Raw genomic sequence first — 23,136 nt, 5'->3', positions numbered from 1 at the left:
GTTTTTTTTAGATATTTTACCCACAAAGTTACTCACACAACCTGTGGATAACTTTGTGGGTAAAATGCGTTTCGGCACTGTAACACGGCGTAAACATTGGCCTCACAGAGTCTGCTCATTTTTTAAGCAGTTTAAATTATCGTTTAATATCAATAGCTTATGGTGTTAATAAATATTTCAAAGACATTACAGTGATCAGACTCAAGATTTTTAAGGGCAATTCAAATTTTGTGTATAACTCATATTTTTTGAAAAATATGTTGACAAAAGCACTTGCCAAAAAATTCAATAACTTACGTGATGTTATTAAAATAGACACTCAAAAGTGCAGTGTTAATCTACCCCAAATTACAACGTGAACTTGCAACCAAATTACAGCTAAGCACACATCATAGTCGTTTGTGAAAACAGAAAAAACCACTCATCGGCAAGGAGTGCTAAATAGTAAAGTAAAGCGTCTAATTCATGCCTACTTCCGTGGGCTCTTTTCAGCTAAACTCTTGACATAAATTCATAGCCAAAACAGCCAGCAGTATGGGAAAGAAATTTACCGCTAAAACAGCAGACAAATACGTCTTGTATCAACGCGCTGTGCAATCAGCAGAACAAGATGCAGACTTTTTGTTTGATACATACAAAGAGGTGCGCGGAAAAAAACCCAAACACTTCAGAGAAGATTTTTGCGGCACTTGCCTACTGTCCTCTTATTGGGTCCGACTGGGCAAACACTGTACAACCGAATCTTACGACATTGATCCAGAACCATTAAGGTGGGGAAAAAAGCACAACCTTGCGCCGTTAGGAAAAGACGCTGATAGAGTCCAACAATTTGAAGAAGACGCGCGTAACCCGAGCAGGAAATCACCTGACGTAAGATGCGCGCAAAATTTTTCGTATTGGATTTTTAAGACTCGAGTAGAAATGCTTGACTACTTTAAACGGGTGTATGAAGACTTGGCGGACGATGGCATTTTTATTTGTGATCTCCATGGCGGGCCTGAAAGCATCCAAGAAATGGAAGAAGAGACCGAGCAAGACGACGGCAGCTTTACCTACGTTTGGGACCAAGATTCAATCAATCCGATCACTGGTGAGGCGCGCTTACATATTCATTTTCGGTTTCCAGACGGAACAGAGATGCAAGATGCTTTTACCTACGATTGGCGCCTATGGGGCCTGCCTGAATTACGTGAAATATTAATCGAGGCTGGGTTTGCCTCAGCCGACTGTTATTGGGAAGGCACTGACGAGGATGGCGAAAGCGGCGACGGCATATTCACAAAAACCGAAGAGGGCGAAGCATGCTTATCTTATGTAGCGTACTTAGTCGCCTGCAAATAACCAACAAAACTCAACAAATCTAACTAATCGAGCATAAGAGACTCCGTCATGATTAAAATAATTGCTCTCATTGTCATCTTTGCCATTGCGCTGTGGGCTCGAAAGGCGACGCCAGCGGGAAACAAATCAGGTAAGGAGTTGAGAGGAAAATTTTCAGAAAATTATTCTCCCGATAAACTCCGAGTAGCCACGTACAATATTCAAACAGGCAAGAGTGATGACGGAAAACGAAACATAAACGCTTCCGCCGACGTAATCAAAGACGTCGACTTAGCTGGTATTCAAGAGGTCTATGCTCCCAGTCTACTTAATCTATTTGGTGTAGGTGGTCAGCAGAGTGAACACCTCTCGAGTCACGGCGGCTTTGCGTGGATATTCAACGCAACAAGAAGGAGATGGCTGCGAGAACATCGAGGAAATGCCCTGCTTAGTAAGATAAATGTTGTTGAATGGCACACCATTATGCTTCCAGACCAGTCTGGCAAAAGCTTTCGTAACATGACGGTTGCAAAAGTAGAATGGCAAGGCAGGAGTTTTCATTTTATCAACACCCATTTACACACCAAAAATGGACGTGAAGAGCAATTAGACGTCGTTCTAAGGGAGTTTGCGAAATACCCTCTAGCGGTGTTGGTTGGTGATTTTAACAGCAAAGCCCAAACACAAGCGCTGGCTAGCGCATTAAAAGATATTGAGATCACCGACGCCATCTCTGTTGCCGGGATAGACGCCAATGATCCAGATCGAATCGATTGGATTCTGACTAAAGGTTTTAACGTGCATGAAGGTCGAACACTGGAAGTTGGTGTGTCAGATCACCCGTTTTATGAGGTGTCGTTGAGCTATAAACAGTGAAATTATGTAAACAAAAACAGTATTTTAGCTGTTTTAGTGAAAAATAATCACAAAAAGGACTATAGTGACCTCGCTGATCAAACAGTGGGGTAGAGATCATAGCGGAGAAGGAATACACGCCTGAAGCTCGTCGGTTACCGTAAAAGAACTTTGCCTCTACAACCCAATTTACTACTAAAATCTATTGATTCAACCGAGTCTAGGAGATCCACATGTTAAAAGAGTTCAAAGAATTTGCAATGAAGGGTAACTTCGTTGATATGGCCGTTGGTATCGTAATTGGTGCCTCGTTTAGCACCATCGTTAAATCGTTTGTCGATGATATCATTATGCCCCTGGTGGGCAGCATCACAGGCGGCACTGATTTCAGTAATATGTTTGCCGTTATCAAGAACCCGACCGAAGGCGCCGTCTACGCAACGCTCGATGCAGCTAAAGAAGCGGGCGCAATCACGATTAACTACGGCTTATTTATCAATGCGGTAGTTACTTTTCTCATTGTGGCTTTCGCCTTGTTTTTAGTCATCAAGGGCATGAACAAAGCCAAAGCGGCTATGGAAGAGGCAGAAGAAGAAGCGCCGGCAGGGCCTTCAGACGAAGTCAAATTATTGACAGAGATTCGCGACTCTCTATCTAAGAAGTAACGCCTTAACGCGACACGGCGATTAAACAGAAAAAGCCGCGTTACGCGGCTTTTTTTTGCTCTCTTCTACTTAACATTTACTCTGACTAAGAGGATTTTTTCTTAAATTTTCTGAACTTGGCCAATTTTCTCTGATATACCGCGGACTCTCCTTGAGTTTGAGCGTCGCTCAGTGCTTGATAAAGTCTGGCGTCTGTTTCATCAAGCCTTCCTAAAGCTAGGTTCGCTCTGGCGCTTAGTAAGTGAAGACCAGTCAACTCCGGTGTTATCTTTAGCGCTTTATTAAAATGCTTGATTGCAAGCTCATACTGTCCCTCTCGGTGTGCTCTCTTACCCGCTCGAATCCACTCCAAGGGGTGGTTCTCCTTAACTTGAGCATACATCTCTTCCAAATTTGCGATCTCATCAACGCGCCCATCTGTTTCTAACATGCCTGCATAGTTGCGATAGAAAACCGGCGACTGATTAAGCCCCTTGGCCAAACCGTATTGGTAGATCGATTCAGACACCTCTGAGTCTCCTAAACGACGATGTAAAATTGCCAATGAAATCAGCGCGGAATCATTATCTGGATAAATAGCCGTCGCTTTCTCAGCGAATCTAAACGCCTCGTCATAACGTTTTTTCAACATCAGTTCTACCGCGCGATTACTGTAATAAAGAGATAATTGGTAGACGGGCGATATATTCTGCGCAAACATCATTCCTTCAGTGTCGAAGTAATCGATGGTGATGCGCCCTCTGACTTTAAATAAGGTATCGTTGGCATCCATCCAACCGCTGTTGAGTACCGCTCTCATGTGGTCAGAGGTAACCAACATGTCTTCATCTAGGGCATAGGTTGGATTGTTGTTCAACAAATCATACGACACCTCAACGCCAGCGAGTTTTGCAATCGCCGTAGTCAGAATGGTCAATGACAGGCAATTGCCGCCTAAGTTATCTATCGTTTCTTGAGCCGTATAGGTTTTTTGCGAATAAGTGAATTGATCCATCAGCAGGCCAATATAGGAACTTACTCGGTGAACGTCTGAATAGTTGGCCAGTTCCTTTTTATTATAATAACGATAAAAATCTCGTTTAACGTCATCGGAAAGGCGCGTGATTTCTTCAGCCGATTCAATGTAAACCGACTGGCTGACCAATCCATCATTAAAGGCCGGGTAACTAAATTCCGGCGCTTGAACACCAACGAATTCAGGTTCTATCTCAGCGTAGATCGGCTTTTGAGAAGCGCACCCACTCAATAGCATCGCGCTCAAAAGCCCACTTATTAATCTTACTTTATTCATTGGCCGGACAACCTCCCATCGCTCATCAATGTGCCTATTTGATTGGTTTCTAAATATCGAACACCACGGTTAGCGGCTTTAATAGCCGAGTTTACATCATCCAAATTATACAAAGCCCACTGCCATGGCCCTCGCCACACCTCTGCATCATCGGTTGGGAAAATTTCAACATCACTAAAGAGGAATTCGGGCTTCAATTCGTCCGCGGTTTCCCTCACGGTGTGATTCCAACTTGGCAACACCCACCCTGTTTGCATTGAAGAGATCTTGCGACAGTAGTCAATCACGTCAGGGTTAAATGAAATGATCACGCATTGCTGTTGAATTTCAGACTTGAGTATTCGCCGATAGACTTGATCCATAAACAGAGGGATACCAAATCGGTCGATCGACTCCTGTTTGATTTCAACAAACATGGTGACGTCATCTTTGCGTTTCATCCACTTGCATAGCTTTCTAAAGGTAGTGAAGTTGTTATCCGAAAACTCTGAATCAAAGCGGCCTGCGTAAGACGCTTGCATGGACTTTATGGTTTTGGCTTTCGTATCTCGGATATCCAAGTCGATACCGGCCATCCGCTTTAAACTGGCGTCGTGATGAACAATGGGTACGCCGTCGGCCGACAGCTGTAAATCGCATTCCATATGACGCCCGCCATGTTGATAGGCGGCTTGATAAGCCAACAATGTATTTTCAGGATAGCGCCCAGAATAACCCCGGTGCGCCACTAAAATAGGGGAAGGCCCTATCAGTTCAATGTGGTCAGATTTCGCCTCGTGTGTCATGAAAGATGTGTCACTCCTATAATTCAGCTATCCTCACCATATCATTAACCCATGACAACCTTCCAGTGCTTGACAACTGCTCAACAAACGATAGTAATACCGACCAAGCCTACGCAAATTTATCGCCGGATGAGGTCCTCAACAGTATTGAGGAGTTTGGCTTCCAATGTGACGGCCGTCTTCTCGCCCTCAATAGTTATGAAAATCGCGTTTACCGCGTAGGGCTTGAAGACGAAGGCGGAAAAAGCCTAGTCGCCAAGTTTTACCGCCCAAACCGCTGGACAGACCAAGCGATCTTAGAGGAGCACCAATTTACCCAAACGCTGTTTGAACAAGAAATACCCGTGGTAGCGCCTATGACGGTCGAAGGGGAAACCTTGTTAGTGACAGAGAAATTTAGGTTGGCGCTGTTCGAAAACAGAGGCGGTCGCGCTCTGGATCTTGAGGATTTTGATCAACTCGAACAAATGGGGCGCTTTATGGGGCGAATACATCAAACGGGGAAAGCCAAGCCGTTTGTTCATCGACCGACTCTGAATATTGAAACGTTTGGATACCAACCTCGAGACTACGTCTTGGCTAATAATTTTATTCCGCCAGAACTCATCGAGGCTTATCAAAGCTTGACCGAACAACTGCTGATAAGCGCTGAACAAAGCTATCAGCGAGCTGGAGACATAGCGCTCATTCCATGTCATGGAGATGGGCATCCGAGTAATATTCTGTGGACCGACCACGGACCTCACATCGTTGATTTTGATGATGCAAGAACCGCGCCTGCTGTGCAGGATTTGTGGATGTTTCTCTCTGGAGACCGCCCAGATCAGACGGCAGGTATTGACGCCGTTCTTTCTGGATACACTGAGTTTTGCGATTTCGATGCCAGAGAGCTGCACATCATCGAAGCACTACGTACCCTGCGGCTCATTCACTACTATGGTTGGCTGGCAAAACGTTGGGAAGACCCAGCTTTTAAGCGGGCGTTTCCTTGGTTTAATACACAGCGATGCTGGGAAGATCATATATTGAGTCTGCGGGAACAAGCCGCGCTGATTCATGAAGAACCGTTATCTTGGTTTGGCTAGTAGTCCATTCCATCCAATAATGACGATTGTAAAAATACGATGACCGCGCAACTGATATTACTCGATTTAGGGGGAGTTCTCGTTGAACTCGGTGACGAGTTGTTTCCATCCGACTGGTTTATTGACCGTCAATCATTCGGGCTGACGGAGTGGTTTGATTCCGCTACGGCCACAAAGTTTGAACGAGGTGAAATTAGTGCTTCAACATTTCTGGGTGAGCTAACGAGTCGAACACACCCAAACATTACGGAAGAGTTGCTCGAGAACACATTTAAAGGCTGGCTAAAAGGACTCTATCCTGGAGCGTCGGAATTGGTGAATCAACTAAAGAGCCGTTACCAAGTTGCCGTACTATCAAATACTAACGAACTGCACGAAGAGCGTCTAACCATAGACTTTGGCTTATCTTCTCTGATCGAGCACTTGTATTTTTCCCACAAAATCGGGCTCGCAAAGCCGAACAGAGCATCGTTTGCCTACGTATTGGAAAAACTGGGCTTTCGTCCTCAAGATACAATCTTTTTTGACGACAATGTTAACAATGTAATGGCGGCTCGCGAGCTCGGCATTCAAGCGCACCACGTGTTCAGCCCAGCTGATGTCGCGGCTAAACTGGGGTTTCACATCGGATAAGCGGCAGGAAAACTTTCGCAACGGAATTAATCTGCCGCTTGAACAAGCTCCGATCGCCCCCGATGAGTTGAAGAATACGCTCGCCCTAGCCGGTCAAACAACTCTCCTGTAGTAGGATCCACAAAGCCACCAAACCAAGGCAATCCAGAAGCGAGCTGCGCGGGCACCGAATCACTGAATACGATGTCAATACCAGACCGACTGGCGCTCGCGTCAAGAACGCACACACCCAACGTGATTTCGCATCCAGCGGCAGGGTCAACCAAAACTGACTCTAACGTTGTTAGCTCTGTGAGCTGCTGACCACTGAATCGACTCACCCATACGCGACGCTGCCCATTTCGTCTTAACGCAGTTTGACCAATCGCAACGTCATCAAAAAGCGCACTAGAATCACCGACCTGATTGGTACCAGAAATACTGCTAAAGAGCACATACAAAAAGGTAAGCCCCAAAAGAGCGAACATGGCTTTTATTAGCGACTGAAGAGATCGGCGTTGCATTGAAATTCTTACTGATTAGGGTATCGCTTTTACTGAGACAACCTCAGCAGCCCAAACCACCTCTTTTTCCTGTGGTTGCACTTGTTCGAATCGCAACGTTTCCATCAACTCTACGCTGGTATTTGGCACTATCGAAACGGGGATATCCCTAGACACTTCCTCGACCACTTCACACGAGGCCGCGCCAGTGCATCGGGATGCAATAACCTTAAAGACAATTCGTTTAACGTTGGCGCTACCAGAATCATTTTTTAAACATAGGCTGACGCGGTAATCGCTTCGATATCGATGACTGACTGATAACCCACACTGTTGAATCTCGCTGACGGTGATCAAGTTTTCTCGAGGTTTATGAGAATACGCCTCAAACAATGCCAAGCAAACAGCCAACACCATACTGAATATAGTCAATACTATTCTTGGGCGCTTACCTAGTGGCGAAAAGAGCCACACCCAAAGCATAATTATTCCTAATAGAGCGATAATCAAACGAATCATTATTAATCAACTGTCCATGCAAAACGAATTACAAATTCATAGGTTAGTTGTCATGATAGCATTGAGTGTCATAGACTCGTCAAAATACTCTTAAGAGCAACGGCCAAACCCAACGCGATGAACTCTAGTTTGAAAACTGAAAAACCAACAATAGACCGCCTTTCTCATAAGTCTATTCTCAAAGCTATGTTCAAGGACCAAGTCATATCGGTCAACGAAGCCAAACGCATAGATCAAAATATCAACGAAAGTGCCACACCGTTTTCTCACCCTCTGATTGCGATAGCGCGTAGCTTACCAACGCACATAAAAAGTGGCGATAGAATTGCCATGGACGAGTTATGTGAGTGGTTTGCTGGCGTATTGGGTATGGAATATTTCCACATCGATCCATTGAACATCGATATTTCATCGGTCACCCAAGTCATGGCTCCACAGTACGCTAAGCAAAATGGCTTACTGGCGGTTAAGTCGACCTCTACCAGCGTCACGCTCGCGGTTAAAAATCCACTGGAACTGTCATGGCGAGAAAATTTAGAAGGCTTGTTGCGCAAAGACATTGAGCTCGTTTTCGCCAATCCAAGCGACATTGATCGTTACGTGAGCGAGTTCTATACGTTGGCGAAATCAATCAGTCGTTCATCCATCGCAGATAAGAACCAAGGCGTCTCGATTCAACAAAACCTAGAACAATTAGTTGATCTAGGGCGCAGCGGCCAACTTGATGCCGAAGACCATCATATCGTTCAGGTTGTGGATTGGTTATTGCAGTATGCATTTGAACAAAGAGCCAGTGATATTCATCTAGAACCACGAAAAGACCAAGGTGAGGTTCGCTTTCGAATAGACGGTATTCTGCACTACGCCTATCAAGTTCCACCCAATGTGTTATTGGCTATAACCGGGCGTTTAAAAACACTCGCTCGCATGGATATCTCTGAAAAACGAAGACCATTGGATGGCCGACTGAAGACTCGAACCCCCGATGGCAAAGAGATCGAATTGCGATTGTCGACTGTTCCGACGGCGATGGGCGAAAAAATGGTGATGCGAATTTTCGATCCCGAGGTATTGCAGCGTAGCTTCAGTCAACTAGGGCTAAACGACCGAGAACTGGATCTCTGGAACCGCATGACGACCCACACCAATGGCATCATTCTCGTCACAGGCCCAACCGGTTCTGGAAAAACCACGACGCTTTACTCAACATTGAAAAACCTTGCAACAAGTGAAGTCAATGTCTGCACAATTGAGGACCCGATCGAGATGGTTGAACCGAGTTTCAATCAAATTCAAGTACACAATGCCATAGATCTGAGCTTCGCAGCCGGTGTGAAGTCACTGCTCCGTCAGGATCCTGACATCATCATGATTGGTGAAATCCGAGACCTTCAAACGGCTGAAATGGCCATTCAGGCCTCACTAACAGGACATCTCGTACTCTCAACACTACACACTAACGACGCACCAAGCGCCGTTACAAGACTGCTGGAACTAGGCATGCCGGCCTACCTAATTAGCGCGACCGTGTTAGGGGTGATGGCCCAGCGTTTGGTCAGAACGTTGTGCCCACATTGTAAGGAGCCCGCCCCCATTGATGCCGAGGTGTGGGCTGAATTCACCAACAACGCTGAGCTCAATCAAGGAACGCCGCACAAACCCATTGGCTGCATAGAATGCCGACAGACGGGATTTTTAGGCCGAATCGGCCTATACGAAATGATGGAAATGACAAGGGAGCTAAAACCCTTTGTCAAGAACGAGACTGACCTAGAAGGCTTGAGGGACCAGAGCATTAACGACGGCTTAGTAACGTTAAGAATGAGTGGTGCAAAAAAGGTGGCCTCAGGACTGACCACCATGGCTGAAGTACTGCGAGTCACTCCATTCAGTCAATAGCGGCACCAATCACCACTGCAATGCGGAAAATAGCGTGCGAGACATAATGCGGCCTTACGCGATTGCACCACCCAAGCCCAAACGCTTTAGGCTTTTGAGGTGGTTGCTCAAACTGTTTCTTTTTATCTGTGTGGTCTCGGCCGCTCCCATGATCTACTTGCGCTACGAAAACCCACCCACAAGCAATTACATTGAACTGAATAAGCGAAATAACAACGCCAATATCAAGCACAGGTGGGTAGATTTTGAAAACATATCGCTTTATTTTCCAAACGCCGTCATTGCCTCAGAAGACCAACAATTTCCAACTCATCACGGTTTTGATATCAAACAAATTAAATTGGTGCTCAAAGAAAGAGGCAAAGGATACTCACGCGGTGCCAGCACAATCACTCAACAAACGGTAAAAAACCTATTCTTATGGCCCAGTCGAAGCTTTGTAAGAAAAGGGCTCGAAGCCTGGTTGACGGGGTGGATGGAACTCATCGTACCCAAAAGACGCATACTCGAGATTTACGTAAACTACGCTCAGTTTGGCAAACGGGTATTTGGTATTGGCGCCGCAAGTCAGCACTACTTTGGTATCGAGCCAAGTGGGTTGTCGCCCTACCAATCAGCCCTAATTGCGGCAGCATTGCCAACACCATCGCGTTCAAATCCAGCAAAACCATCGCCTTATCTGGCTGAAAGAGCAGCGTACATTCAAGACCAAATGCCTCGTGTTGGAGGCCGCAGGATGGTGCAGGAGCTCGATGACTGACCAGCCTCAGATCAACGGAGCGACTGCCGTTTATTAAAGCGCCAGCGAGCGTCATTAAAATCCCCGTTTTATCCGGCTGCAAAAAAACAGAATGCGTGAGACACTACCGCCCATGAATAGACAATACCCATCCACACGTATGCGCCGTAATAGAGCGCATGATTTCTCTCGCCGCCTAACACGGGAAAACCAACTGAGCTCAAACGACCTGATCTTGCCGGTGTTCGTCATCGAAGGTGAAAACAAAACAGAAGAAATTCCTTCTATGCCCGGTGTCCAACGTATGAGTGTGGATCTCATCGCAAAAAAAGCCAAACGCATCGCTGCGTTAGGAATACCGGCTATGGTGCTTTTTCCCGTCATCAACGATGGCGCGAAATCGTTGCTAGCCGAAGAAGCCTATAACCCTGACGGTTTGGCTCAGCGTGCAATAAGAGCGATTAAATCCGTCGCTCCAAACCTTGGGGTTATCACTGACGTCGCGTTGGATCCCTATACTGTTCATGGACAAGATGGACTACTGGACGATTCGGGCTATGTCATGAATGACGAGACAATTGACGTCCTGGTAAAACAGGCGCTTTCTCACGCTAAAGCTGGGGCCGACATAGTGTCTCCGTCAGACATGATGGATGGCAGAATAGGCAAAATAAGAGCCGCTCTGGAACAGTCCGGTAACACTAATACGCAGATTCTCGCCTATTCAGCCAAATACGCGTCCGCCTTTTACGGTCCATTCAGAGACGCTGTTGGCTCAGCCTCAAATCTTGCTGGCGCGGATAAATACACTTATCAAATGGATCCCGCGAACTCAAATGAAGCTCTGCACGAAGTAGAACTTGATATATCCGAAGGCGCCGATTACGTCATGATCAAGCCTGGAATGCCCTATCTGGACATTGTGAAAGTAATCAAGGACGCCTACAACGTCCCGACGTTCGTCTATCAAGTAAGCGGTGAGTACGCGATGCTAAAAGCGGCATCACTCAATGGCTGGTTGGATGAAAAAGCCGTCGTATTAGAATCACTGCTTGGAATGAAACGAGCGGGAGCTGACGCCATACTTACGTACTTTGCCGAGGACGTTGCGCTCTGGCTAGACTCACACTGAACACGCACAACTGAATTATTAATATGAGCCTTCAATATCTTCACACCATGGTCAGAGTCAGTGACCTAGAGTCTTCTCTGGACTTTTACTGCGACAAGTTGGGCTTGGTTGAAACCAGTCGATACGATAATGAAGCCGGGCGTTTCACTCTTATTTTTTTAGCAGCACCCCATGACCAAGCGTCGGCTAACGAACAACAAGCGCCATTAATTGAGTTAACTCATAATTGGGATCCCGAGTCTTATACAGGCGGCCGCAACTTTGGCCACTTAGCATTTCGAGTTGATGACATCTATCAAACCTGTCACGACTTAAAGAGCAAAGGCGTCGAAATCAACCGCCCACCACGCGATGGCCATATGGCATTTATTAAGTCTCCCGACGGTATATCCATTGAACTACTTCAACGAGGTGATGCTTTAGAACCTCAAGCACCTTGGGCTACCATGGAAAACTCTGGGAGCTGGTAACGGTCCAGTAGATAAAAAAGCAGATCAAGCATGGCGCGTAATATCGAAATCAAAGCTAGAGCAAATGATTTTAAAAAACAACTGGCTCTGGGGTTAGCATTGTCTGACGAAGGGCCAACCATTCTGAATCAAACCGACACATTTTTCCGGTCGCCTCAAGGACGACTCAAGCTCCGAGAATTTGCTGACAAAGACGCACAGCTAATCTATTACCTTCGGCCAAACAGCTCGGGACCAGCCCTTTCCGAGTATTACATAACAAACACCTCTAATGCAGACGAACTAAAGCACACGTTAGCTCAAACACTTGGCACCTTGGCCGTAGTCAAGAAAACACGAACACTCCTGCTTGCGGGGCGTACTCGTCTACACTTTGATGAAGTAAGCGACTTAGGCGAATTTATAGAACTCGAAGTTGTTCTTACAGACGCTGACGACGTGGAGCAGGCAAATTTAGAAGCTCAACACTTAATCGATCAGTTAGGCATTTCACCAGACGACTTGCAAAAAGCGGCCTACGTCGACTTACTACTTCTACAGCAATAATCGACAACAGCCCGATCTCTTTAAACATTAGGGCGACCATACATGCTAGTCATCAAAGCGAACTGTGGATTGGCGTGTTCTATTGATGCTCAATTGAGTAACATCCGGGCGAGAATAGTGGCCAGCTGGATCAAAGTTTTGGCGCTCCTCTCTCACTCGCTCGAAATCGATTTCAGCAGAAAATACGCCTTCTACACCCACCCTTGGCTCAATGACAAACTGACCACTGGGGTCGCACAGGCAAGACCCTCCGTTAGCCAAATAGTCACGGCCTTCTGCAGCGTTGACGATCTCCTCATAAAGCGGAATATCTTTGGGAATGTCTGACACAGGCATCAGGCCGCTCACGGCCAAAGAGTAAGACCGGCCTTCTTTGGCCAAAAACGGGGTTATATCACGAGTATTGCGATCTGAGCCTGGCCAAATCGCCACATGCAAACTTTCACCTTGCCCGTACAATGCGGCGCGCGGCAATGGCATCCAATTTTCCCAACAATTGAGTCCACCGACGGTAAAATTACCCAACGAATGTGTCACCAAACCGTTGCCATCACCCGGTGACCACACCAAGCGCTCCTCATACGTCGGCATGAGTTTTCTGTGCACGGACATTACCTCTCCAGACTCATTAATGTAAATCATCGAACAATACAAACTCAACCCTGTTCTATCGCGAGGCCGCTCTATTGTTCCAATATACACCGCCATCTTATGCCGTTTAGCGGACTCACAAACGGGCAAGAGATCACCGGCCTCCACGTCAATGGCATTTTTAACGTAGTGAGCAAACATGTGTTTTTGCGCTTGATCATCAAACTTTGCTCCACCCGTCAATTCCACCCAAAATGGATAGCCAGGGAGCAGCGACTCTCCAAATACGATTAAGTTCGATTTGTCTTTGGCTGCTTCATCCATGGCCTCTCGCAACTTATCGATGGTCGCCTTTCTATTTAGCCAAATTGGACTAAGCTGGGCTAACGACACAATAATTTTGTCTTGTTTTTCAGTCATCTGTATCACGCTTATTGAGTTCACCTAGTTTAACGACCCTAAGTTTAGCCGATTTCTTACTTTACAGACGATTGACTCACTTTTGTTAAAAAGGCGCATTAAGCTTATACTGTCCCTGAAAAGGAAATCGCTATGAAAACTAAGAAAGAAATTGTTCGAAATTGGCTACCTCGGTATACGGGTATGGAGCTAGACAACTTTGGAGACTACATATTACTAACCAACTTCAGCGGCTATTTAGAGCTGTTTTCAAAGAAAACAGGCGCTGAAATTATTGGTTTAGATAAGCCAATGCCGTGCGCTACCGCCAATGGCATCACAATGATCAACTTTGGCATGGGTTCGCCAAATACAGCAACAATCTGTGATTTATTGACGGCGATAAAACCGAAGGCTGTCCTGTTTTTAGGAAAGTGTGGCGGCCTAAAGAAGAAAAACTCCGTCGGCGATTTCATACTCCCCATCGCCGCAATCAGAGGAGAAGGAACGAGCAATGATTACATGCTCAGTGAAGTTCCAGCGTTACCCTCCTTTGCTTTGCAAAAAGCCATCAGTACCACAATTCGAGATTACGAGTGTGACTACTGGACAGGCACCGTTTACACAACCAATAGACGAGTATGGGAACACGACAAAGCCTTTAAAAAGTACCTGAGAGCAACTCGATCAATGGCAATCGACATGGAAACCGCCACGTTGTTTTCAGCGGCGTTTAAGAATAAATTTCCTGCCGGCGCATTGTTGCTCGTAAGTGATGTCCCCATGACCCCCTGTGGCGTAAAAACAGACTCCAGTGATGCCCGAGTCACAGAAGACTTTTCTATGCGTCATGTCGAAGTGGGTATTGATAGTCTAAAGCAACTAATAAATAACGCCCTCACCGTTAAACACCTTAAGTTTTAAGAGTTGAACCAACATCAGTGGAGGCCAGCTGGCCTCCTAGTTTGTATTAGCCCTTTGCCTAAATTTTCTGCCATAGGTGGGGGCTTAAATATGAATGCGACGTATCTCGCATAAGCTCGCTATTCTGTGCTAGATATTTGTCAAACTTAGGTGATTAATTATTTAGGGCTTGTCGTACAATCGGGCAAGCCACAATAACAGGAGAGACCATGATTTCCCGATCCATTGCCAGCGTTCTATTGCTGTGCGCTCTGAGCACAAGCCATTCGGCCATTCAACAAACCAAGGGTGATTTTCAAGACAAGTTCCGTCAACTTGAAGAAGTCCTACCAACTCCAAACGACTATCGCAATGCGGCGGGCGAACCGGGGAAGGAATATTGGCAACAAAAAGTTGATTACAATATTGATATTACCCTAGACGAAGACAAACGTCGGATATCAGGCACTCAAACGGTAACCTACACCAATAACTCGCCGTACCGGCTCAAATACTTGTGGGTACAGCTGGAACAGAACCGCTTCAAAAAGGACTCTATTGCCGAGCGCTCAGCCGCATTTGGTGGCATTGGGCGTCGCGGGCCGAAAACTCAACTTCCCTCTGGCGACAAACCGGCACGCATCAGCATGGCCGAACTGCGTCGTAATCAGTTTTATGATGACGTGGAAATTGGGTACGAGTTAAGTGACATCGTTGATTCAAACGGCAATGCCTTAGACTTTATTGTCAACGGCGCGCAAATGCGCATTGATCTGCCAACGCCACTGCAAAGTGGAGAGTCATTTGAATACAGCCTCAAGTATGCGTACAACGTATTGGAAGAAAATGCGGTGGTGGCACGAGCTGGTTACGAGCATTTCCCAGATGACGTACGTAAGGGCGGGAATGATATATTTTTGTTCGCGCAATGGTTCCCAAGAGTTGCCGCGTACTCCGATTACGAAGCCTGGCACAACAAGGAATTCTTAGGTCGTGGGGAGTTCACTCTGGAGTTTGGAGACTACGATGTGAAAATGACGGTACCCGCTGACCACATTGTCGCATCAACGGGTATCTTGCAAAATCCTGATGATGTATTGACGCAAACTCAGAAAGAGCGTCTTAAGAAAGCGGAAACCGCAAAACGCCCTGTTTTTGTCGTTACCGCAGCTGAAGCATTAGCAAATGAAGCTCAAGGAACATCAAAATCAAAAACATGGCACTTTAATGCCGTTAATGTGAGAGATTTTGCTTGGGCATCGTCTCGAAAGTTCATGTGGGATGCGAAAGGATTTGACCAAGGCGGCGACGTGCAACCGTTGGTCATGGCCATGTCGTACTTCCCAAAAGAAGGCGGCGAGCTTTGGAGAAAATACTCCACGGAATCTGTCATTCACGCCATGGAAGTCTATTCTCGCTACACGTTCGATTACCCATACCCGACGTCGATCAGTGTTAATGGGCCTGTTGGTGGCATGGAATACCCCATGATCACCTTTAATGGACCTCGAACTAAATTAAACAAAGATGACACCCGAACGTATACATTGGCTGAAAAACGGTTCCTTTTGGGCGTCGTGATACACGAAGTAGGTCACAATTACTTCCCGATGATCGTCAACTCAGATGAGCGCCAATGGACTTGGATGGACGAAGGACTCAATAGCTTCCTAGACGGCGTTGCTGGTCGCGAATGGGACCCGCAAATTCCGTGGGGCGTTGAACCGAGGGACATCGTTCCTTACATGAAGTCGAACGTTCAAGTTCCTATCATGACACAGTCTGATAGCGTTCTAAAACTAGGGCCTAATGCCTATACCAAGCCCGCTGCTGCGCTCAATATTTTACGTGAAGTGATTCTAGGACGAGAGTTATTTGACTTCGCATTCAAAGAATACTCAGTGCGCTGGCAAGACAAGAGACCGACTCCTTCTGACTTTTTCCGCACCATGGAAGAAGCCTCTGGCGTCGATCTTGATTGGTTCTGGAGAGGCTGGTTTTACACCACAGACCATGTGGATATTTCCATTGATCGGGTGTACAAACTGGAACTGGACACACTGAATCCAGAAATCGATTTAAAACGCAGACGTCAAGAAGAAGCGGACGAGCCGTCATCGTTGTTTGTTGAACGCAACAAGCAAGAAGGAAGAAAATTGTGGGTTGATCTCAATAAAGACATCAAAGACTTTTACGACACACATGACCGCTTCACCGTCACGAACAAAGATCGAAACAAATACGCTCAAATGCTAGAGGACCTAGATCCGAATGAGCGAAAAGCGTTAGAACGTGCCATCAAGGAAAAGCAAAATTACTACGTAATGAACTTTTCAAACCTTGGGGGATTAGTGATGCCTATCTTGCTTGAGCTGACCTACACCAATGGCAAGAAAGAGCATTTGGAATTACCAGCTGAAATTTGGCGGCGCTCGCCTAAAGCCGTTAGCAAGCTACTAATCACCGACAAAGGCAAAGAGCTAAAATCAGTGGTCGTTGATGCTGGGTGGGAAACCGCCGACGTGGATGTGAACAATAACCATTATCCGCGCCAGATCATCTCTTCAAGAATTGAAGCATTCAAAAAAGAGAAAGGTAAAAAGCGTGTTTCTAAAGATTTGATGCACGAGTTTGAAACAAAGCTGAAAGACCCCAAAAAAGGGTTCCATAAAAAGTAAGCTCCTCGCTTAAGCAGCTCATTGTTGGCTTTGAACAATGAGCTGCTTATAACACTCTGCCCTTTCTATCTATTTCTGTTCTTTTCCTGTTTATGCTGAAACGAGTTTTTCTAATTATAATCATGGTCATGGTGCCATTTTGGGCTCAAGCTCACCAACAAAAAGAAGCCTACATCACCCTTCTTTTCAATGAGAACTCTGGAAACCTGGAGATCTCGCACCGTTTTTTAATTCACGACGCTGAGCACATTTTTGCTGAATTATTTGATATAAAAGCACTGGATCTAAGCGGAGATATACTCACTGACGAGCGCACGCAAGCGGCTTTCGCCGCCTACCTAAGCACTCACTTCAGTTTGGCAGACAAAAACAAGAACGAGCTGAATCTAGACCTGCTTGGTTACGAAGTAGAAGGAAAATACTTTTGGCTTTATCAAGAAACACCCGCATCGGAAACTGAGGTGTTGCACATAAAGCACACCGCACTGCACGATGTTTGGGATAAACAAATCAATCATATCAACGTTGAAATAGACGGCTCAGTCACGTCTGTACGACTGCAAAAACGAGAAGGCTCTGCGTGGCGTTCTGTCAAACTTCCCTCGCAAGGGGTAGAATGACAAAGAAACAATGACGTTACGCTAATATTTGCGTTTATCAATGCCGTCATATAACGAGCGAAGCTAGAAAGCCACACAGATGAAAGAACAACTTGAAAAACTCCATGATGAAGCCCTGCTCGCACAATTCAATATAGATAAACAACTAAAAATCACCATGTCATTAACCATGGTAATTCAGCGACAGCTCAGCGTGTTAGCGAAGAAAACGGGCACGCCCGTAGAGGATATGACTCGAGAATTTATCTTATCTAATTTGGCCAACATAGAAGTGACGGACCAAGCAAGTCAAAATGCAGCGGCTGTCGTCAAAAAAGTCCTAAATAAGTAACCTCTCCCTAAAAACCAATGCGGGGCTAGGGGACTGCTTTATCTATTGGCCGTTTAACTTGCGCTCACGCATCAGCAGAAACATTGGAAACGCAACGGCTATCGCCACCAAAATTGCCAACGGAATGTAAAGCCACCAACACCGCATTCCAAGACGTTTTGATTCCTGATAACACCAAAAAAAGAACACCACACAAACAACCGCAATATCATTGGTAATTGATGCCGAAGAAGGATTAACGTAGTTATCGGCGATAAAAGTGGCGTATGAAAAATCGGGGTTCACCTGCATTGCCTGCAAATTAAAATACCAAGTCACCATCAACCCAACTATCGCGGCGACCCCATAAAAAACCTGCTTTTGCATTGAACTCACGGCTTCGATCTCCTCATATAAGCGTTCACATCTTCGTCTCTAACTACGTTGCGTTAGAGGCGACTTTACTATCAACCAAGAAGCCACAGCAAGCCTCTTGAACAATCTCTGTCCGTTGCCACTTTCTATATCGTAATGTTTATTCGATGAAATCGGTCTATAGTTAACGACGACATCAATGGTTAATTCATAACTTGATACGAGATCACCTGCCAAGCTTATCTCCCTCCATGCATCGGGCCGTGCTCGCGGCGTTAACGTTGCACGCTCTGCTCTTACTGTTCTCACCACCCGTCAAAACCTGGTATTTGCCGAGTGTTGATAGCGGCTTTAGACTCAACGTACTACTGGAAAAAAAAGAAAATGATTTCGACCAAAGCCTTAACTACCCGTCCAACGACCCCACACATCAAGCATCGCAAACGAGCTCTTTGGATATTGCGAGCCCAGCACCCGGAGATGATGAGCAAGAAACCAATCAAAGCGACGAGGTAACAGGGGCAAGCAGCGACGCGGTAGAGACCCAAGCCGTCGGTCTTGATGTAAACAACAGCATTAGCCCAAACGTACTGTTTAGTTACTCTTCAGTATTGAAATTTGCCCAACAAGAAGCCGTGCGTTTCGCGGATGCAAATCCAACCAAACTCCGAAGATTCAACCGTAGTTTCAATAGTCGCAGACAATATCAACGACGAAAGAAAACAAATAGCCACAAAAACCAATATGGCGATCAATACGTCCAGGCTGGCTCTTCAAACGGTGATATATGCTTTGTCAAAACCGCCGAGCCTGCGTCCAGTATTCCGGGAACCCTGGACGCCAGCACCTACACAGTTCACTTCTTTCGATGCAAAGAAAAAACTCAGGGCCTAAAGAGCTTAGGCGGCTAAGAACGATACAACTCGCCTTGTTGTTAATAAAACGCCTGAATACCAGTCTGTGCTCGACCTAAGATTAATGCGTGAATATCGTGAGTACCTTCATAGGTGTTGACGGTTTCAAGATTAATCATATGACGCATTACTGGGAAATCTTGAGAGATACCATTTCCTCCATGCATATCACGCGATGTTCTGGCGATCTCCAACGCTTTACCGCAGGAATTACGCTTCAAAAGGGAAATAAGCTCTGGAGCCAACTTGCCTTCCTCTTTCAAGCGCGTTGCTCTTAAACACCCCTGCAAACCAAGCGCTATGTCACTCAACATATCAGCCAACTTTTTTTGAATCAGTTGATTAGCCGCTAACGGGCGACCAAACTGTTGTCGGTCTAACGTGTATTGTCGAGCTGAATACCAACAGTCTTCGGCCGCACCAAGCGTCCCCCACGCTATCCCTAATCGAGCGCTATTTAGGCATGACATTGGCCCTTTTAAGCCCACCACGTTTGGCAGCATATTCTCTTGTGGAACAAAAACACCATCCATCACAATTTCACCCGTGATTGAGGCGCGTAAAGAAAGCTTACCTTCGATTTTGGGTGCCGAGAGCCCCTCGGCCCCTTTCTCTAGAATAAAACCTCGGACCTTACCATCATCTGTCTTACCCCAGACTACGAACACGTCCGCGATAGGCGAGTTGGAAATCCACATTTTACTTCCGGAGAGTGAATAACCACCTTCCACCGTCTTAGCTCGCGTAGCCATGCTCGAGGGATCTGAACCATGGTCAGGCTCGGTTAGTCCAAAACACCCTATCCAATCTCCTGATGCCAACTTAGGGAGGTATTTTTGCTTTTGCGCCTCAGACCCAAATGCATGAATCGGGTACATGACTAAACTCGATTGTACGCTCATCATTGACCGGTAACCTGAATCTACTCTCTCAATTTCGCGCGCGATCAGGCCATAAGATGTGTAGCTCATGCCGGCACACCCATACCCCTCCAACATAGAGCCCAACATACCGAGCTCGCCCATTTCCTTAAAGATTGCGGTGTCCACGGACTCATTAGCAAACATTTCCACAACGCGTGGCTTGAGCTTATTCTGAGCGTATTGACGTGCTGTATCACGCGCCATTTGCTCTTCTTCGGTCAGCTGATCATTTAAGTGAAACGCATCTTGCCAATCGAATTTGGCCCAGTGAGATTTGTTAGTCATGGCTGTCTCAATAGTGTGTGTTAAAGGGTTTCTTGTTTATCTTTATGACGCTGATAATACTGACCGAAGCGATTATTAATAAAGTCATCAAACAAAACGTCTTCTTGGCGAACAAAGCCCTGTTGCGGCAGTTTACCTTCGGCCATTAAGTCTAGCACGCCGCAAATTCCAGATGCGGTAGTAACTTGTATCGCACTCCACAATTTCCCGTTGATTGTTTCGTTGTAGACTTTATTTGCATAGGATTCTTGTACCAACTGCCCATTTTTGATTCCACTGACATTAATGAACACCAAAACAACGTCTTGATAGGTAAGCGGCAGTGCATTCTCAAAAATGTCTTTAAGTTGCTCTCTATTGTCTTTAAAACGCAGGTCCTGCAATAACATTTTCATAATGTCTCGATGACCTGGGTAACGAACGGTACGATAATTTAGGTTGTGGACCTTGCCTTCCAATGTTTCACATAGCGTCCCCAAACCACCCGATGTATTAAATGCTTCATACATAACGCCATCAAGAGAAAACTCTTCCAATTCCTCTAAGGCAGGCACCTGCATTAAACGACCATCGACTATGGCCTCACACGGATTGCAATATTCATTGATTAAGCCATCGGTTGACCATGTAAGATTGTATTTAAGGCCGTTAGATGGATACTTGGGCAAGGCGCCTACCCGCATGTGCACATTATGTAGCTCGTCAAATTCCTTACAAAGATCATAAGCCGCGATCGTTATAAATCCAGGCGCTAACCCGCATTGTGGCATCAAAGCCGCTTTCGCATCCTTAGCAAGCCCTTTGACCAAATTCGTGCATGCCACATCTTCAGTCAAATCGAAATAGTGAACGCCTGCTTTTGCGGCGGCCATGGCCACGAATTTAGTAATGTGAAACGGGCAGGCACTTAACGCAGCAAACTTCCCCTTCATGGCGTTCGCCAAAGCGTCTTCATCAGTGACATCCAATTGCAATGTACTTACATTGTCATTGGTATTGAGTTTACCCAAATTCTCTTCGCTCATGTCAGCAACGGTAACGTGGTAATCCCCACAAGTACTCAGGAGTTCCGTGATAATTGCGCCGATTTTGCCTGAGCCCAACAGTATTATTTCCTTCATGGTTCATGCCCTCTACATTGTTTTTATATATTCGAACTAAAGAATATCGTTCTCTAAGACCATAATGTAGATTTAAATTACGCACATAGAATGGTATAAATGAACAATATGACGATTTTTACGACGTATTGTTCATTTACATGATAATTGATGGCAAAGATAAAGAACTCATCGCTTTGTTAAGCGCAAACTCCAGAGAAAGTACCGCCAACTTGGCTCGTGCGCTTGGTATGTCACGAACGACCATAACAAGCCGTATCGAAAGGCTAGAGAAACGGGGAATTATTAAGGGGTATACAATTCAGTTTAGCCAAGACTATGAACGCGGGCAGATTCAAGCTCACGTGATGATCAGTTCAGACCCTAAATCTTCGGCTCACATTGTAAAGAGCTTACGCCGCAACTCTGCTGTCAGAGCGCTGCATGCTATTAACGGGCTGTATGAAATGCTGGCGATTGTAAGCGCGGAATCAACCCAGCATTTAGATCAGGTGTTGGATGAAATCGGCAATACTGAGGGCATTAGTAAAACCACATCATCAATCTTACTCTCTACTAAGTTTTCTCGTTGAATTGAACTCTAGACAGAGGAGAATCAGAATAATTCATCGTCGAACCGTTTTCTTTGATTTAAACAGAAAACGGCTGTAAATCACTCCGACGGACAAACCACGGCTGGTCTCAACCAAGGGTGAGTCTTCAAAACTCGCTCCACTGATGTTTTCATACCGCAAGAACCAAACCCACAAGCGGTCCTTATCCTTAGAGCGCAGGCTTAGCAATAACCTAGAACCAGAATAGCCGCTGTCAGCCGAAAACTCTGGGCGCGCTTCGGTGGCAAATTCAGAAGCCACACCATAGTATGTATTTTGATAATCCTTACTACCAAACTGAGGCCCCAAAGCAACGCCTGCTCGCCATGGTTTACCAGACCAAGAAAAATAATTGAAATACGTCAAATTAGGCGCAAACGTATAGCCCGCGCTATCAATCCCATCTTGGAATTCTAGATTGGCTCGCAATGGCAAATTGAAAAGCCATTGATGGTCATCATTGTCGGCAATTTTAAACTGAAGAGATGGCCCAACCTGCAATAGGCTTCCTATGTCATTCATCCCAGTTCGCAGATCAACATCATCACTATCCACAGCCAAGTTAAAATCTAAGCTCAAATCTAATTTAAAGCGACTATTCTTTATTAATTCAGCACGCATGCCATCATCATCAGACTTTAGCACATCCCCCCGATACACTGGCACTGGCACTGGAAACGCAAAGGTCCTTGTTTGCTCAGTACCAACGTAATAAGGTTGATGGAGCCCACCAACACCAAGCCCCAGCTCCCACAACGGAAGTTCTTTATCATCGTTTGGAGCGTTTACTTGTTTTACATTGGCGTTATTATTCTCAGAGCCGTCTGCATGGACTCCTTGGCAGATAACTAACGTAAAAAGAAACATCAATGAACGAAACCATCTGACGCGGCACTTACACACTAGCAATAAGTTTGACATATCGGCGTTTGACTTGAAATCAAGTTTTGACTTTGTCACAGCATAACTTTGATAGAATCCGATGGCTATAGAAACATCAACT

The 23,136-nt window shown here is 45.8% G+C and carries 25 protein-coding genes; 16 read left to right on the top strand and 9 right to left on the bottom strand.

Annotation, left to right across the window (positions count from 1 at the left end):
- Positions 1-534: 534 nt before the first annotated feature.
- The 3 genes from ABWW54_RS03930 to mscL all read left to right on the top strand — a co-directional run bounded on the left by ABWW54_RS03930 (position 535) and on the right by mscL (position 2,840).
- Entirely contained in the window at positions 535-1,341 is an 807-nt protein-coding gene (locus tag ABWW54_RS03930; RefSeq protein ID WP_353410318.1) for a class I SAM-dependent methyltransferase, read from the top strand.
- A 48-nt stretch (positions 1,342-1,389) separates the two neighbouring features.
- Positions 1,390-2,196: an endonuclease/exonuclease/phosphatase family protein gene (locus tag ABWW54_RS03925; RefSeq protein WP_353410316.1), complete on the top strand. Its 807-nt coding sequence runs from the start codon at positions 1,390-1,392 to the stop codon at positions 2,194-2,196.
- 206 nt (positions 2,197-2,402) lie between these two features.
- Positions 2,403-2,840, top strand: a complete 438-nt coding sequence (gene mscL, locus ABWW54_RS03920; protein ID WP_353410394.1) for a large conductance mechanosensitive channel protein MscL — start codon at positions 2,403-2,405, stop codon at positions 2,838-2,840.
- A gap of 85 nt (positions 2,841-2,925) precedes the next feature.
- On the opposite strand, the gene ABWW54_RS03915 is transcribed toward mscL, so the two are convergent.
- The gene (locus ABWW54_RS03915) at positions 2,926-4,131 is read right to left on the bottom strand and encodes a tetratricopeptide repeat protein (protein WP_353410314.1); all 1,206 of its coding nucleotides are present in this window, start codon (positions 4,129-4,131) and stop codon (positions 2,926-2,928) included.
- Positions 4,128-4,916: a glycerophosphodiester phosphodiesterase family protein gene (locus tag ABWW54_RS03910; protein WP_353410312.1), complete on the bottom strand. Its 789-nt coding sequence runs from the start codon at positions 4,914-4,916 to the stop codon at positions 4,128-4,130. The genes ABWW54_RS03915 and ABWW54_RS03910 overlap by 4 nt, the downstream gene beginning before the upstream one ends.
- A gap of 65 nt (positions 4,917-4,981) precedes the next feature.
- On the opposite strand from ABWW54_RS03910, the gene ABWW54_RS03905 reads away from it, so the two are divergent.
- Entirely contained in the window at positions 4,982-6,001 is a 1,020-nt protein-coding gene (locus ABWW54_RS03905) for a serine/threonine protein kinase (RefSeq protein ID WP_353410310.1), read from the top strand.
- Positions 6,002-6,040: 39 nt separating this feature from the next.
- Positions 6,041-6,634, top strand: a complete 594-nt coding sequence (locus tag ABWW54_RS03900; protein ID WP_353410308.1) for an HAD family hydrolase — start codon at positions 6,041-6,043, stop codon at positions 6,632-6,634.
- Positions 6,635-6,660: 26 nt separating this feature from the next.
- Here ABWW54_RS03900 and ABWW54_RS03895 read toward each other — a convergent pair whose 3' ends face one another.
- A complete protein-coding gene (locus tag ABWW54_RS03895; protein WP_353410306.1) occupies positions 6,661-7,137 on the bottom strand; it encodes a hypothetical protein in 477 nt (158 codons plus the stop codon).
- A gap of 15 nt (positions 7,138-7,152) precedes the next feature.
- Positions 7,153-7,635, bottom strand: coding sequence for a hypothetical protein (locus tag ABWW54_RS03890; RefSeq protein WP_353410304.1), 483 nt, complete (start codon positions 7,633-7,635; stop codon positions 7,153-7,155).
- A gap of 117 nt (positions 7,636-7,752) precedes the next feature.
- Here ABWW54_RS03890 and ABWW54_RS03885 point away from each other — a divergent pair, with 117 nt between their 5' ends.
- The 5 genes from ABWW54_RS03885 to ABWW54_RS03865 all read left to right on the top strand — a co-directional run bounded on the left by ABWW54_RS03885 (position 7,753) and on the right by ABWW54_RS03865 (position 12,421).
- Positions 7,753-9,534: a GspE/PulE family protein gene (locus tag ABWW54_RS03885; RefSeq protein ID WP_502907752.1), complete on the top strand. Its 1,782-nt coding sequence runs from the start codon at positions 7,753-7,755 to the stop codon at positions 9,532-9,534.
- Positions 9,535-9,580: 46 nt separating this feature from the next.
- Positions 9,581-10,294 carry a monofunctional biosynthetic peptidoglycan transglycosylase gene (gene mtgA / locus ABWW54_RS03880; protein ID WP_353410392.1) on the top strand — a complete coding sequence of 238 codons (714 nt, stop codon included), beginning with the start codon at positions 9,581-9,583 and terminating at the stop codon, positions 10,292-10,294.
- Positions 10,295-10,406: 112 nt separating this feature from the next.
- The gene (gene hemB / locus ABWW54_RS03875) at positions 10,407-11,405 is read left to right on the top strand and encodes a porphobilinogen synthase (RefSeq protein ID WP_353410300.1); all 999 of its coding nucleotides are present in this window, start codon (positions 10,407-10,409) and stop codon (positions 11,403-11,405) included.
- A 23-nt stretch (positions 11,406-11,428) separates the two neighbouring features.
- Positions 11,429-11,875 carry a lactoylglutathione lyase gene (gloA, locus tag ABWW54_RS03870; RefSeq protein ID WP_353410298.1) on the top strand — a complete coding sequence of 149 codons (447 nt, stop codon included), beginning with the start codon at positions 11,429-11,431 and terminating at the stop codon, positions 11,873-11,875.
- Between the two features lie 30 nt (positions 11,876-11,905).
- Positions 11,906-12,421: a class IV adenylate cyclase gene (locus ABWW54_RS03865; protein WP_353410296.1), complete on the top strand. Its 516-nt coding sequence runs from the start codon at positions 11,906-11,908 to the stop codon at positions 12,419-12,421.
- A gap of 45 nt (positions 12,422-12,466) precedes the next feature.
- On the opposite strand, the gene ABWW54_RS03860 is transcribed toward ABWW54_RS03865, so the two are convergent.
- On the bottom strand, positions 12,467-13,432 hold the full coding sequence (locus ABWW54_RS03860; RefSeq protein WP_353410294.1) for a carbon-nitrogen hydrolase family protein: 966 nt from the start codon (positions 13,430-13,432) through the stop codon (positions 12,467-12,469).
- A gap of 132 nt (positions 13,433-13,564) precedes the next feature.
- Here ABWW54_RS03860 and ABWW54_RS03855 point away from each other — a divergent pair, with 132 nt between their 5' ends.
- From ABWW54_RS03855 to ABWW54_RS03840, 4 genes are all read left to right on the top strand, one after another.
- Complete coding sequence (locus ABWW54_RS03855) at positions 13,565-14,335, top strand: AMP nucleosidase (protein ID WP_353410292.1); 771 nt, start codon at positions 13,565-13,567, stop codon at positions 14,333-14,335.
- Between the two features lie 209 nt (positions 14,336-14,544).
- The gene (locus ABWW54_RS03850) at positions 14,545-16,992 is read left to right on the top strand and encodes a M1 family metallopeptidase (RefSeq protein ID WP_353410290.1); all 2,448 of its coding nucleotides are present in this window, start codon (positions 14,545-14,547) and stop codon (positions 16,990-16,992) included.
- A gap of 128 nt (positions 16,993-17,120) precedes the next feature.
- A complete protein-coding gene (locus ABWW54_RS03845; protein WP_353410288.1) occupies positions 17,121-17,612 on the top strand; it encodes a DUF6702 family protein in 492 nt (163 codons plus the stop codon).
- 79 nt (positions 17,613-17,691) lie between these two features.
- A complete protein-coding gene (locus tag ABWW54_RS03840) occupies positions 17,692-17,943 on the top strand; it encodes a hypothetical protein (RefSeq protein ID WP_353410286.1) in 252 nt (83 codons plus the stop codon).
- Between the two features lie 42 nt (positions 17,944-17,985).
- On the opposite strand, the gene ABWW54_RS03835 is transcribed toward ABWW54_RS03840, so the two are convergent.
- Positions 17,986-18,309 carry a DUF2834 domain-containing protein gene (locus ABWW54_RS03835; RefSeq protein ID WP_353410390.1) on the bottom strand — a complete coding sequence of 108 codons (324 nt, stop codon included), beginning with the start codon at positions 18,307-18,309 and terminating at the stop codon, positions 17,986-17,988.
- A gap of 203 nt (positions 18,310-18,512) precedes the next feature.
- On the opposite strand from ABWW54_RS03835, the gene ABWW54_RS03830 reads away from it, so the two are divergent.
- Entirely contained in the window at positions 18,513-19,208 is a 696-nt protein-coding gene (locus ABWW54_RS03830) for a hypothetical protein (RefSeq protein WP_353410284.1), read from the top strand.
- Between the two features lie 23 nt (positions 19,209-19,231).
- On the opposite strand, the gene ABWW54_RS03825 is transcribed toward ABWW54_RS03830, so the two are convergent.
- Positions 19,232-20,419: an acyl-CoA dehydrogenase gene (locus ABWW54_RS03825; protein WP_353410282.1), complete on the bottom strand. Its 1,188-nt coding sequence runs from the start codon at positions 20,417-20,419 to the stop codon at positions 19,232-19,234.
- Between the two features lie 20 nt (positions 20,420-20,439).
- Entirely contained in the window at positions 20,440-21,540 is a 1,101-nt protein-coding gene (locus ABWW54_RS03820; protein WP_353410280.1) for a saccharopine dehydrogenase family protein, read from the bottom strand.
- Positions 21,541-21,680: 140 nt separating this feature from the next.
- Between ABWW54_RS03820 and ABWW54_RS03815 the strand changes: the two genes are divergently transcribed.
- A complete protein-coding gene (locus ABWW54_RS03815; protein WP_353410278.1) occupies positions 21,681-22,112 on the top strand; it encodes an Lrp/AsnC family transcriptional regulator in 432 nt (143 codons plus the stop codon).
- A 33-nt stretch (positions 22,113-22,145) separates the two neighbouring features.
- On the opposite strand, the gene ABWW54_RS03810 is transcribed toward ABWW54_RS03815, so the two are convergent.
- Positions 22,146-23,093, bottom strand: coding sequence for a MipA/OmpV family protein (locus tag ABWW54_RS03810; RefSeq protein ID WP_353410276.1), 948 nt, complete (start codon positions 23,091-23,093; stop codon positions 22,146-22,148).
- Positions 23,094-23,136 lie beyond the last annotated feature (43 nt).

This window comes from Arenicella sp. 4NH20-0111 (genome assembly GCF_040366405.1).
GTDB lineage: Bacteria > Pseudomonadota > Gammaproteobacteria > Arenicellales > Arenicellaceae > Arenicella.
Note: the sequence above shows the minus strand (reverse complement) of the source record. Positions and strands in the feature narration are given on the sequence as shown.

Coding starts and splice junctions, on each gene's coding strand:
- ABWW54_RS03840 (WP_353410286.1), top strand. CDS start 17,692: ATGAAAGAACAACTTGAAAAACTCCATGATGAAGCCCTGCTCGCACAA.
- gloA (WP_353410298.1), top strand. CDS start 11,429: ATGAGCCTTCAATATCTTCACACCATGGTCAGAGTCAGTGACCTAGAG.
- ABWW54_RS03925 (WP_353410316.1), top strand. CDS start 1,390: ATGATTAAAATAATTGCTCTCATTGTCATCTTTGCCATTGCGCTGTGG.
- mtgA (WP_353410392.1), top strand. CDS start 9,581: ATGCGGCCTTACGCGATTGCACCACCCAAGCCCAAACGCTTTAGGCTT.
- ABWW54_RS03900 (WP_353410308.1), top strand. CDS start 6,041: ATGACCGCGCAACTGATATTACTCGATTTAGGGGGAGTTCTCGTTGAA.
- ABWW54_RS03825 (WP_353410282.1), bottom strand. CDS start 20,419: ATGACTAACAAATCTCACTGGGCCAAATTCGATTGGCAAGATGCGTTT.
- ABWW54_RS03890 (WP_353410304.1), bottom strand. CDS start 7,635: ATGATTCGTTTGATTATCGCTCTATTAGGAATAATTATGCTTTGGGTG.
- ABWW54_RS03855 (WP_353410292.1), top strand. CDS start 13,565: ATGAAAACTAAGAAAGAAATTGTTCGAAATTGGCTACCTCGGTATACG.
- ABWW54_RS03930 (WP_353410318.1), top strand. CDS start 535: ATGGGAAAGAAATTTACCGCTAAAACAGCAGACAAATACGTCTTGTAT.
- ABWW54_RS03910 (WP_353410312.1), bottom strand. CDS start 4,916: ATGACACACGAGGCGAAATCTGACCACATTGAACTGATAGGGCCTTCC.
- ABWW54_RS03820 (WP_353410280.1), bottom strand. CDS start 21,540: ATGAAGGAAATAATACTGTTGGGCTCAGGCAAAATCGGCGCAATTATC.
- ABWW54_RS03845 (WP_353410288.1), top strand. CDS start 17,121: ATGGTGCCATTTTGGGCTCAAGCTCACCAACAAAAAGAAGCCTACATC.
- hemB (WP_353410300.1), top strand. CDS start 10,407: ATGAATAGACAATACCCATCCACACGTATGCGCCGTAATAGAGCGCAT.
- ABWW54_RS03835 (WP_353410390.1), bottom strand. CDS start 18,309: ATGCAAAAGCAGGTTTTTTATGGGGTCGCCGCGATAGTTGGGTTGATG.
- ABWW54_RS03815 (WP_353410278.1), top strand. CDS start 21,681: ATGATAATTGATGGCAAAGATAAAGAACTCATCGCTTTGTTAAGCGCA.
- ABWW54_RS03885 (WP_502907752.1), top strand. CDS start 7,753: ATGAACTCTAGTTTGAAAACTGAAAAACCAACAATAGACCGCCTTTCT.
- ABWW54_RS03915 (WP_353410314.1), bottom strand. CDS start 4,131: ATGAATAAAGTAAGATTAATAAGTGGGCTTTTGAGCGCGATGCTATTG.
- ABWW54_RS03850 (WP_353410290.1), top strand. CDS start 14,545: ATGATTTCCCGATCCATTGCCAGCGTTCTATTGCTGTGCGCTCTGAGC.
- ABWW54_RS03865 (WP_353410296.1), top strand. CDS start 11,906: ATGGCGCGTAATATCGAAATCAAAGCTAGAGCAAATGATTTTAAAAAA.
- ABWW54_RS03895 (WP_353410306.1), bottom strand. CDS start 7,137: ATGCAACGCCGATCTCTTCAGTCGCTAATAAAAGCCATGTTCGCTCTT.
- ABWW54_RS03860 (WP_353410294.1), bottom strand. CDS start 13,432: ATGACTGAAAAACAAGACAAAATTATTGTGTCGTTAGCCCAGCTTAGT.